Source organism: Victivallis lenta (assembly GCF_009695545.1).
Lineage (GTDB): Bacteria > Verrucomicrobiota > Lentisphaeria > Victivallales > Victivallaceae > Victivallis > Victivallis lenta.
This window is the reverse complement of sequence record NZ_VUNS01000011.1, coordinates 108,246-119,054: the sequence shown is the minus strand read 5'-3', so window position 1 is coordinate 119,054 and position 10,809 is coordinate 108,246. Positions and strand designations below refer to the sequence as shown.

At 62.7% G+C, this 10,809-nt stretch carries 11 protein-coding genes and 1 riboswitch; of the genes, 6 read left to right on the top strand and 5 right to left on the bottom strand.

Annotation, left to right across the window (positions count from 1 at the left end; genetic code table 11):
- Positions 1-14 precede the first annotated feature (14 nt).
- Both FYJ85_RS11600 and FYJ85_RS23130 read right to left on the bottom strand, forming a co-directional pair.
- Entirely contained in the window at positions 15-416 is a 402-nt protein-coding gene (locus tag FYJ85_RS11600; protein ID WP_106054354.1) for a hypothetical protein, read from the bottom strand.
- Positions 417-419: 3 nt separating this feature from the next.
- Positions 420-1,262 carry a prepilin-type N-terminal cleavage/methylation domain-containing protein gene (locus FYJ85_RS23130; protein ID WP_177995096.1) on the bottom strand — a complete coding sequence of 281 codons (843 nt, stop codon included), beginning with the start codon at positions 1,260-1,262 and terminating at the stop codon, positions 420-422.
- Between the two features lie 42 nt (positions 1,263-1,304).
- Positions 1,305-1,380: riboswitch (adenosylcobalamin-variant (AdoCbl-variant) riboswitch) on the bottom strand.
- 180 nt (positions 1,381-1,560) lie between these two features.
- On the opposite strand from FYJ85_RS23130, the gene murI reads away from it, so the two are divergent.
- The 4 genes from murI (at position 1,561) to serS (ending at position 5,933) form a co-directional block, all read left to right on the top strand.
- Positions 1,561-2,370: a glutamate racemase gene (gene murI / locus FYJ85_RS11590; RefSeq protein WP_154418683.1), complete on the top strand. Its 810-nt coding sequence runs from the start codon at positions 1,561-1,563 to the stop codon at positions 2,368-2,370.
- A gap of 92 nt (positions 2,371-2,462) precedes the next feature.
- Entirely contained in the window at positions 2,463-2,903 is a 441-nt protein-coding gene (locus FYJ85_RS11585) for a low molecular weight protein arginine phosphatase (protein ID WP_158704141.1), read from the top strand.
- 40 nt (positions 2,904-2,943) lie between these two features.
- Positions 2,944-4,662 (top strand): serine hydroxymethyltransferase, encoded by a 1,719-nt coding sequence (locus FYJ85_RS11580; RefSeq protein ID WP_273307033.1) that lies wholly within the window; start codon positions 2,944-2,946, stop codon positions 4,660-4,662.
- A 23-nt stretch (positions 4,663-4,685) separates the two neighbouring features.
- Positions 4,686-5,933 (top strand): serine--tRNA ligase, encoded by a 1,248-nt coding sequence (gene serS / locus FYJ85_RS11575; RefSeq protein WP_106054351.1) that lies wholly within the window; start codon positions 4,686-4,688, stop codon positions 5,931-5,933.
- Between the two features lie 48 nt (positions 5,934-5,981).
- On the opposite strand, the gene FYJ85_RS11570 is transcribed toward serS, so the two are convergent.
- On the bottom strand, positions 5,982-6,860 hold the full coding sequence (locus FYJ85_RS11570) for a tRNA-dihydrouridine synthase (RefSeq protein WP_154418681.1): 879 nt from the start codon (positions 6,858-6,860) through the stop codon (positions 5,982-5,984).
- A gap of 20 nt (positions 6,861-6,880) precedes the next feature.
- Entirely contained in the window at positions 6,881-7,459 is a 579-nt protein-coding gene (locus tag FYJ85_RS11565) for a flavodoxin family protein (RefSeq protein WP_106054349.1), read from the bottom strand.
- 207 nt (positions 7,460-7,666) lie between these two features.
- On the opposite strand from FYJ85_RS11565, the gene FYJ85_RS11560 reads away from it, so the two are divergent.
- Positions 7,667-8,401 carry a type II secretion system protein gene (locus tag FYJ85_RS11560; RefSeq protein WP_154418745.1) on the top strand — a complete coding sequence of 245 codons (735 nt, stop codon included), beginning with the start codon at positions 7,667-7,669 and terminating at the stop codon, positions 8,399-8,401.
- Positions 8,402-8,436: 35 nt separating this feature from the next.
- Here FYJ85_RS11560 and FYJ85_RS11555 read toward each other — a convergent pair whose 3' ends face one another.
- Positions 8,437-9,159 (bottom strand): hypothetical protein, encoded by a 723-nt coding sequence (locus FYJ85_RS11555; protein ID WP_154418679.1) that lies wholly within the window; start codon positions 9,157-9,159, stop codon positions 8,437-8,439.
- 210 nt (positions 9,160-9,369) lie between these two features.
- Between FYJ85_RS11555 and FYJ85_RS11550 the strand changes: the two genes are divergently transcribed.
- Positions 9,370-10,797, top strand: a complete 1,428-nt coding sequence (locus FYJ85_RS11550) for a UTP--glucose-1-phosphate uridylyltransferase (RefSeq protein ID WP_154418677.1) — start codon at positions 9,370-9,372, stop codon at positions 10,795-10,797.
- Positions 10,798-10,809 lie beyond the last annotated feature (12 nt).

Here is a 10,809-nt window from a genome sequence, read left to right as displayed (position 1 = left end):
GGCCGCCCTTCCCTTCACCGGTATGCGCTCTTGAAACGGAATGAACCGTCGTCCACCCGGCGCAGCACAATTTGAATCATGCCGCCGTCAACCGGGTAACAGAGCGACCAGCTGTCGCTGCGGGCGGTGCGGAATTCGACCCGTTCCGGCTTCTCCGGCAATTCGGCGCCGCGCAGCAGTTCAAGCTGTGCCGCAAGGTCCCCCGATTTCGGATTGTCGCAGAGCGCCTTCAATTTCACAAGATCGTTCGCGGCCAGGACAGCCCGGAATTCCGAAACGAACGCGGCCGCTCTCTCCGCTTCGGCCGCCGGAGCCGCCTGCGTTTCGGCCGCGGCCGGCACTTTTTCCCGCGAGCAGATGAACCAGACTCCGGCGCAAACCGCCAGAACCGCGGCGATGATCAGAAGCTTTTTCATCGTCTACTCCAGTTCATCCTTGTCACGCATCGGATTGTACAGATCCTGCTTCAGCATGCCGACGTAGCCGACCAGATCCGCCTGCGCGGCGTTGTCGTCGTTGATCGACCCCGGGTGCTCCGTGCCCGCATGCCCGTCGACCCAGGAGACATTCGCCATCTTGCCGTGGCGGAAGTGGGTCGTCCCGCTCGATTCGGCCTCGTACTCGTCGCCATTCGGCTTCATCTTGCAGTACAGAAGCGGGGTCACCCGTACCGGATTGTACATCGTGCTGCCCATCTTCGAACGGGCGCAGTCCGCAAAAGCGACCGTGTTCGAGGTCTGCTTCATGCGGCTCCGCTTGAAACTGTAGCGGACGCCGTCCAGAATATACTGCCCGAGCCAGTTGCCGTTGTAACCGTAACCGCCGCCCCCGGCCAGGTCGGTCAGATCGCCGGTCAGCTCGTCTCCGCTGCCGTTGTTGCCCTGCTTGCTCTTCAGCATCACGCCGGGGCAGACCATGACCCGGGGCGAACCGCCGTAATAACGGCCGAGCAGATTGCTCTTCGTCAGGTCGTAATTCTTCGCGCCGAGATATCCGAGCCAGTAATCGGCGTTCTTCGCATTCGTCGCGGTCGCGCTGCTGCAGTAGATCACGAACATGTCGTCGTTGTCGTTCGCATACATCTGGTTCGCGGCGCCGATCTGGCGCAGGTTGCCGAGGCAGGTGGTCGTCCTGGCCTTCTCGCGCGCCTGGTTCAGCGCGGGCAGCAGCATCGACGCGAGAATCGCGATGATCGCGATGACGACGAGGAGCTCGATGAGGGTGAACGTTCGGAGACGGAGGAACCGGCGGAAAGCTTGCATTTTTCAGTCCTTTGTGTTGCGCGCACAATTGTCCACTCGACCGGCCGCCACGGGGTCCGGCTTTTACGGTTGCGCGACAGCCACGGATTTTCACCGTGATTCACCGTTTCAAGCGGCCGGTATACGAAATAATATAGCGGCAAATGCCGGAGCCGGTTTCTTTTACTTGTCCTGCTCTTGCTTTATTTTAATTTCGCCGCTTTTTCAATATACCGATCTTTCCGCCCGCTTTCAAGCGGACTCCCCCTTGCAATGCCGGATTTTACGCGATATATTAGCCGGACGGGGGAAACAGTTCATGAAACCATTCGACAACCGGCCCATCGGCATTTTCGACTCCGGCCTCGGCGGGCTCACCGTCGCGGCCGCGCTGCGCCGCACGCTTCCGGGCGAAGCGGTCGCCTATCTCGGAGACACGGCGCGCGTGCCGTACGGGGACAAATCGGTCGATTCGATCATCCGCTTCGCGCACCAGGACGTCGAATTCATGCTGTCGCGCGGCGTGAAGCTGATCGTGGCCGCCTGCAACACGGTGTCGGCGGTCGCCCTCGACAGCCTGAAACGCGACTATCCGGATGAAATCATCCTCGGCATGATCGACTCCGGCGTCCGCGCGGTCATCGACTCCGGCGCCGAGCGCGTCGCGGTCATCGGAACGCGCGCGACGATCAACAGCGACGCATACCGGCGGGGCATCCATGCCGTCGACCGCTCGATCCGGGTCGAAAGCATCGCCTGTCCGCTGCTCGTGCCGCTGGCCGAAGAGGGGATCACCGGCGGCGTCATCGCCCGCGAAGTGTTCGACACCTATCTCGGCAGGCTCAGGGACGATCCGCCCGATGCGCTGCTGCTCGGCTGCACGCACTATCCGCTCTTCGCGGCGGCGCTCGCGGACTATTTCTCCGGCAAAGTCAGGATTCTCGACAGCGCGACTGCCTGCGCCGCCTATACCGCGCGCTTCCTCGAGGAGCAAAAAATGGCCGCGCGGCCGGACAACACCCCTTCGTTCGGCTGCTTCGTGACCGACCTGCCGGGAGAGTTCCACCGCCATGCGACCCGCTTTCTCGGAGCCCCTCCCGGCCGTGTCGAACGGATCAGCCTGACCTGAGCATCGGGCTTTTTTTGAAGATTGCCCGTGGAAAGACTTTCAATACAGGGGAGATGGGTGTATATTACCGCTTTCTGAACAAGGAGGTCGATATGCGGATTTTATTTGTTTGCACCGGCAACAGCTGCCGCAGCCCGATGGCGGACCTCTATTTCAACGCCCTCTGCCGGCAGGCCGGGCGCGACGACCTCGAGGCCGGTTCGGCCGGAATTTTCGCCTGGGACGGTTCTCCGATCTCCCGGCAGGCCGCCGCGGTCATGGCGGAATACAGCATCGACTCCTCCGGCTTCCGTTCCGCCCGTTTCACGCCGGAGCTCGCCCGCGAATACGACCTTCTCGTCGCCATGACCGAATCCCATCGGCAGGCGATGGTCGAAATCGCCCCGTCCGCAGCCGGTAAAATCCGGCTTCTGGCCGACGGCGACGTGCCGGACCCGTTCGGCGGCAGCGTCGGGCATTACACCCGGGTCTTCGAAGCGATGAAGCCCGCGCTCGACGCCCTGTTCCGCGCGGTTTCAGGAGATAAAGCATAATCGATTGCATCATTCTATATTTCTTTAAGGAGCAGACATCATGATGGAAATCACCGACTGGTACGGAAAGAATCTCAGGGTCGCGATCGGAACCGATCACGGCGGTTACAGGCAGAAACCGGAACTCGCCGCGTTTCTCGAGGAAAAAGGCTGCACGGTCCTCGACTGCGGCCCCTTCACGTATGACGACGGCGACGACTACCCGGATTTCGGCGTCCCGGCGGTCCGGGCGGTCGCCCGCGGCGAAGCCGACGTCGCCATGCTGATCTGCCGTTCCGGCGTCGGGATGGGGATTCTCGCCAACCGTTTCCACGGCGTCCGCGCCGTGTGCGCCGGCGACGCCGGGCTTGCGAAGAAGAGCCGGCTGCACAACTGCTCGAACGTCCTCGTCCTGCCCGGCGACGTGCTCGATTTCGACGCGATGAAGAAGGTCGTCGAAGCGTGGCTCGACACGCCGTTCAGCGGCGACGAGCGCCACATCCGCCGCCTCTCGAAAATCGAAACGCAGACCTACGATGACATCGCCGCCGTGCGCCATGCCGATCCCGAAGTCGCGAAAATCATCGACCGGGAGGCCGAACGCCAGGCAGACGGCATCGAACTCATCGCCAGCGAGAACTTCGCCTCCTGCGCCGTCCGCGCCGCCCAGGGCTCCGTGCTGACCAACAAATACGCCGAAGGCTACCCCGGCAAGCGCTACTACAACGGCTGCGAATTCGTCGACGAAATGGAGTCTCTCGCCATCGAGCGCGTGAAGAAGCTCTTCGGCGCCGAAGCCGCGAACGTGCAGCCCCACTCCGGGTCGAGCGCGAATCAGGCGGTCTACATGGCGCTCGTCAATCCGGGCGACACCGTGCTGGCCATGAGTCTCGATCACGGCGGCCACCTGACCCACGGCCACCCGCTGAACTTCTCCGGCATGCTCTACAACATTGTCCCGTACGGCGTGAACCGCGAGACCGAGCTCATCGACTACGATGAAGTCGAACGCCTCGCCGTCGAGAACAAGCCGAAGATGATTCTGGCCGGCGCCTCCGCCTACCCGCGCGTCATCGATTTCGCCCGGCTGCGCGCCATCGCGGACAAGGTCGGCGCGAAGCTCTTCGTCGACATGGCCCACATCGCGGGCCTCGTCGCGGCCGGAGAACACCCGAACCCGGTGCCGTACTGCGACGTCGTGACCACCACGACCCACAAGACGCTGCGCGGGCCGCGCGGCGGGCTGATCCTCTGCCGGGAGGAGTATATCAAATCCATCAATTCCAAGGTTTTCCCGGGCATGCAGGGCGGCCCGCTCGAACACGTGATCGCAGGCAAGGCGATCTGCTTCGGCGAAGCGCTGACCCCGGCTTTCAAGGCCTACCAGCACCAGGTCAGACTGAACGCCGCGAAACTGGCGGACGAGCTCGCGAAGCGCGGGTTCCGCATCGTCTCCGGCGGCACAGACAACCACCTGATGCTGATCGACCTGCGTCCGAAGCAGGCGACCGGCAAGGCCGTTGCGAACGCGCTCGACCTCGCCCGCATCACCTGCAACAAGAACATGATTCCGTTCGATCCCGAAAAGCCGTTCGTCACGAGCGGCATCCGCGTCGGCACCCCGGCGATCACGACCCGCGGGCTCAAAGAGGCCGAAATGGTGCGCGTCGCCGACTTCATCGAACGCGGCGTCGAACTGCGCGAGGACGAAGCGGCGCTCCGCAGCCTCGGCAACGAAGTAAAAGAGTTCATGGCGGCTTTCCCGATGCCGCAGTTCTGAATAATCTGTAAGGATTTGAGAAAATGATCGACATCAAATTTATCCGTGAACATGCGGAGGAAGTCAAGGCGAACTGCGTCCGGCGCGGTTTCCCGATCGACCTGGAAGGACTCCTGAAACTCGACGCCGACTCGCGGCAGCTTTCGCAGGAAGCCGAGGCGCTCCGCGCCGAACGCAACCGGCTCAGCAAGGAGTGCGCCAAGGACCCGTCCGCCCGCGACAAGGTCAAGCAGCTCAAGGAGGTCCTCAGCTCGAAGGAGGAGATGCTTGCCAGAATCCAGAACAAGATCCATCAGGTCGTCATCCGCATGCCGAACATGCTCGCTCCGGACGTGCCGGACGGGCTCGACGACTCGGGCAACGTCGAACTCCGCAAAGAGGGCACGATCCCGACCTTCGACTTCAAGGTGCGCGACCATCAGGAGCTCGGGGAGCTGCTCGGCATCCTCGACATCCCGCGCGGCACGAAAGTCGCCGGCGCCGGCTTCTACTATTGGAAGGGCAAGGGCGCCATGCTCGCGCAGGCTCTCTACTTCTGGGTCCAGCGCGTCCTCGTCGAACGCGGCTTCACGATGTTCATGACCCCGTGCGTCGCCAAGGAACGCACGCTCTTCGGCACCGGCTACCTGCCGTTTTTCGCAGACCAGACCTACAACCTCGAAGGCGAAGACCTCGCGCTCATCGGCACCTCCGAGCAGACCCTGGTCGGCTACCATGCCGACGACGTGCTCGACGGCGCCTCGCTGCCGCTCTGCTACACGGCTTTCACGCCCTGCTTCCGCACCGAAGCCGGCAGCTACGGCAAGGCGTCGCGCGGCATCTTCCGCGTCCACCAGTTCCACAAGGTCGAGCAGATCGTCTTCTGCAAGCCGGAGGATTCGGTGAAATACCATGAGATGTGCCTGGCCAACGAGGAGTATATCCTCCAGCAGCTCGGCATCCCGTACCACGTCGTCAACGTCTGTGTCGGCGATCTCGGCGCGCCCGGGTACAAGAAGTATGACATCGAAGCCTGGTTCGCCGGTTTCGGCGGCTACCGCGAAGTCACCAGCAATACAAACCTGACCTCGTTCCAGAGCCGCCGGCTGAACATCCGCTACAAGGACGGCGACACCCGCGACTATGTCCACACCATCAGCGCCACGGCCGTCACCGACCGCGTCCTGATCGCGATCATGGAGAACTTCCAGCAGGAAGACGGCACCGTCGTCATCCCGGAAGTGCTCCGCCCGCTCTGCGGCTTCGACCGCATATCCCCGGCGGGTAAATAACGCTTCCGGCAGCGGTGCGGGATTCGCCGGCACCGCTCTCTCGCGTTTTCAGGGGCGAAACTGCGTGTGCGGCGGCAGGGTGACCAGGTGCCGGAAGTATGGATTCCGTTCCCGGCCCCAGATGAAATTCGAAAGCTCGATCGATTTATTGACCGGAAATCCGTTCCCGACGACCGTGCGGAAAAACCGTTCCCGCCCGGTTTCCGGCTCCGGCGCGGAATGCCCTTCCAGCCTCCGCAGCAGGTACGGGTCGCGCAGCCAGCCGCGTGCGCACATGATTCCGGCTGCTCCCGGCAGCGCGGCGGAAAGCTGCTCCGCATCCTCAAGCGTATCGACGTCGCCGTTCAGCACGACCGGCACCTCCCCGGCCAGCTCCACGGCGCGCCCGAGCCGTTCGAGCCGTCCTCCGACCGGACGGTACTGCTCCGCCACCGTCCGGAAATGTATGAAAAACAGATCGACGCATCCGCTGCGGGCCAGCATGGGCAGAAACGTCTCCTGCTCCGCCGGATCGCTCCAGCCGGTCCGGAGCTTGGCGGAAAGCGGAAGCGACGGCGCCGCCGCCTTGACCGCCTCCGCCATCCGCAGCATTCCGGCCGGATCGCGCAGCGCACCGCCCCCGGCGCCGCCCGACGTCACCTGACGGCTCGGGCAGCCGAAATTCAGGTTGAACGCCCGGATGCCGAGCCCGGCCAGTGCAGCGGCGGAAGCCGCCACTGCCGCCGGATCGGTCCCCATCAACTGAACCGTCACCGGAACCGTCCCGGAAAACGGCGCAAGGAAAGCGTCGAGAATGCGCCGCTTCGGCGCCCCGGCGGTGATCCGCAGAAACGGAGTCATCCAGCGGGAAACCAGCTCCAATTCATTCGCGGCGCGAATCAGCGCGGGAGTCATGACTCCCTCCATCGGCCCCGGCCAATATTCCACGGCGCGTTCCTCCCGCTTCCTCAGAGCGAGCGGCCGAACGCCGCCGCTTTTTCAGCGTTGGCCGGGTCGGCCTTGAAAACGGCCGGGTCTCCGCAAAGCCCGTAATAGAGAAACTTCGGCTCGCCGGAGCCCAGAAAGGCCGCGCAGTCGCGCATCGTGCCATAAATGTTCCTGACGCCGCTGTCGTCCTCATCCCCGCCCGAGGTCGTGATGAACGCGAGTCCGACCCGGCCGAGCGGCGTTGCGATCGAACCGTCCTCCCGATGCTTGATCAGGCAGAAGAAGCGGTCCAGGAACGCCTTGGCCTGGCAGGAGATCGAAAAGAAGAACACCGGGCTCGCAATCACGACTGCATCATATTGCGGCACGGAAGCGACCAGCTCGCTCATCCCGTCATCGAGTACGCACCGGTACTCTGCCGAGCGCTGGCAGCCGTAACAGCTAATGCACCCGGTCGTGCCGCCTTTGACCTTCGGCAATTCGACGATGGTGACCTCGCTGCCCGCGGCGCGGGCGGCTTCCGCCGCCGTGCGGGCCGCAAACGCGGTGCAGCCCGCCAGACGCGGGCCGGCAATGACAAACAGCAATTTTTTCGACATTCGATCCTCCCCGGTAAAACAGTGAACACTATCTATAATGTATCGGTAAACGACCCGCGATTCAATCGTTTTGGCAATAATTTTCCGCTTTCCGGCAAAAGAGGGTTGGCTTTCCGGAATTTTTTTGGTATAATATTTAAAGAAAGCCGGTTAACGCATTAACCGCTCCTTGACCAGTAATTTCACTACCCGGAGGAGGAAAGAGAATTGAAAAAGCACGGATTCACTTTGATTGAGCTTCTGGTCGTGATTGCGATCATCGCCATTCTGGCCTCGATGCTCCTGCCCGCGCTGAACCAGGCGAGGGAAACCGCGAAGAAGATCAAATGCACCGGCATTCTGAAACAGTTCGGAACCGCATCGCACCTGTACGCCGGCGCGAACGACGACTACTGGGTGCCCGGGCACATGAACATCACCTGGTACCGGAACCTGACCTGGATGAAGTATCTCGGCGGAGCCTATAAAGGCGCCAGCGAAGCCGACAATATGCAGGACGGCTACACGTCATCCGGGCTGATCTGTCCGAACGCGGCGTCGGCCTTCTCCCCCAGGCACACGAGCGGCGGGCTGCACGATCTCACCCGCAGCTACGGAATCCCGGCCCACGACTTCGCCATCGGCGCCTGGGCCAGCGACTCCAGCGACAAAATCCTGGCCTGGAAGCTTCCGCGCGTGGTCGAACCCGGCACCCGCATCGGCTTCATCGACAGCTGCGACTGGGCCGTCTACCGCAAAGGGGATGACCCGAGCACCTACCTCAAGGTCAACGAATACGGCTACTGGGACGCCAGCCCCGCCGCATCGAACTATGTCGCCTACCGCCACGGCGGAAACAATCTCGCCAACGTCTGCTATCTGGACGGCCACGTGAACACCGAACAGGCCGCCATGCTCAAAAATGCGGAGAAATCCTTCAAGAGCTTCTACAAGAAATACTGACCCGCTCCGGCCAGGGTGAGGCGTCCGGCGCCGCCTCACCGCCCCCGGCGCATCATCTGCTGGAACTGCTGCACTTTGGGAGGCATCAGCTTCAGCAGTTCCGCCGGGCGATAGACGATCCGCAGATTGTTTTCTTCGTCGATGCGGAGGCTTTTCACGCAGCGGTCGAACAGCCGGTACTCCTCCAGGTTCCGCGCCTCTTCGAGCGACTGGCGGCGCATCCGGTCGACGAGAAAGCCGGGCAGCGCGATCGAACCGGCTTTGATCCGCGAAATATCGAGCGTGAGTTCGTCGCCGTCCTTCTCCGGCCGCACGCTCATATCCACCATGATGACGCCGCCCCGCAGCCAGGTCAGCCCGGTCCGGACCGGCGAAAGAATCTCGAACCGTCCGTTCTCGAAACGCGCGTCGTAATTCTTCGTCTTGCCACCGCCGCTGCCGCCGCCGAACATCCTCAGCAGCGCGCCGTTGTCGGAGACGCGGATCAGCGAAGCGATCTCCCCGGGAGTGAGGACCAGCTCGGATTCCTCCGGCTTCCCGTTCAGGAACTCGTTTGAAAAGCGGGCGGTCAGCTTGCTGATCAGCTTGAAATCCTCCGGCCTGAGCGGTTCGACCGGAAGCTGCGGTTCGCCGCCGAACAGGAGCGCCGCGATCCAGAACGCCGCGACGAACAGCGCCGCAAATACTCCGAGAACCGGCAGCAGAATGATCCACAGCCGTTTTTTCCTCTTTCCATCCGTTTCCGTTTTCTTCGCCACAGGCCCGTCCCCCCGAATTTGTTTCCGCTTCTGCCGGTTAAAGATACACGTCATCCGGGCATCTTGCAATCCGCTCCGGCAAAAGATGACAAAATTATCGTAAAAACAGTGGCGGAGAACGCCGAGGCGGGCTATATTGTATCCGGCGGCTTCAGCCGCTTCATCATACACGTTTTCGACGACGTTTTCATACGAAGGAGCACTTGAAACATGGACGCCTATCAGAAACTTTTGAACATAACCGCGGCCGCCGGGCAGGATCAGCTCCTGCGCTTCTGGAACGAGCTTTCCGCCGCGGAGAAGGATGAACTCGCCGGGCAGATCGAAGCGATCGATTTCCCCGAAATGACGAACCTGATCCGCGATTACGTGCTCAGCAAGCCGAAAACGGCGATTCCGGACGATCTCGGCCCGGCTCCCTATTTCCCGCTGAAGCCGCGCGACGCGGAACAGGCCGCGCTTTACAAGCGCGCCGCCGAACGCGGCGTCGAGCTCCTGAAAGCCGGCAAGGTCAGCTGCCTGACCGTCGCGGGCGGCCAGGGCACCCGGCTCGGCTTCGACGGTCCGAAGGGGACTTACCCGATCGGCCCGGTCACCGGCCGGCCGCTTTTCGCGTACTTCGCCGAGTCGATCCGGCGCGCCGGCGAAAAATTCGGCCGGCCGCTGACCTGGTACATCATGACCAGTTTGCTGAACCGCGAAGCGACCGAGGCGTTTTTCAAAGAGAACGGATTTTTCGGGCTCGCGCCGGAGCAGGTGTTCTTCTTCACGCAGGGAACCATGCCGGCCTGCGGTTACGACGGCAAGCTGCTGCTCGCTTCGAAGTCGTCGCTCTCGCTTTCTCCGGACGGACACGGCGGCACGCTGCTCGCGCTGCGCAAATCCGGCGCGCTCGACCGGATGGCATCCGAGGGAGTCGATTATCTCTCCTACTTCCAGGTCGACAATCCGCTGGTTCCGGTGGTCTCCCCGCTGTTCCTCGGGCTGCATGACCTTGAACAGTCCGAAATGTCCGCCATCATGCTGGCCAAAACCGGCCCGTTCGAAAAGCTCGGCAACTTCTGCGTGACCAACGGCCGGCTCGAAATCATCGAGTACAGCGACCTGCCGGCCGCCCTCGCCGAAAGCCGGAATCCGGACGGATCGCTGCGTTTCATCGCCGGCAGCCCGGCGATCCATATGATTTCGCGCAGCTTCATCGAGCAGCTGACCGTGGGCGGCAGCCTGAAGCTGCCGTGGCACCGTGCCGACAAGAAGGTCCCGTACGTGGACGACACCGGCTGCCTGATCAAGCCGGATGCACCGAATGCGGTCAAGCTCGAATCGTTCATCTTCGATGCAATGCCGCTCGCGAAGCGGACCATGGTGCTCGAAGGCGACCGCAGCTCCGTTTTCGCTCCGACCAAGAATCCGACCGGGGTCGATTCGGTCGAAAGCTGCCGAGAAATGCTGATCGAGCGCGACGCGAAGCGGCTCGAAGCGGCCGGCGTCCGGATTCCGCGCACGGCCGACGGCAGAGTCGATGCGAAAATCGAGCTTTCGCCGCTGGCGGTCTTCGACGACGAGGACGCAGCCGCTTACGTCGCCTCGCACGGGCTCACCGAGATCGCCCGCGGCGCGGAACTCTCGCTGGATTGACGGAGGCGGCCC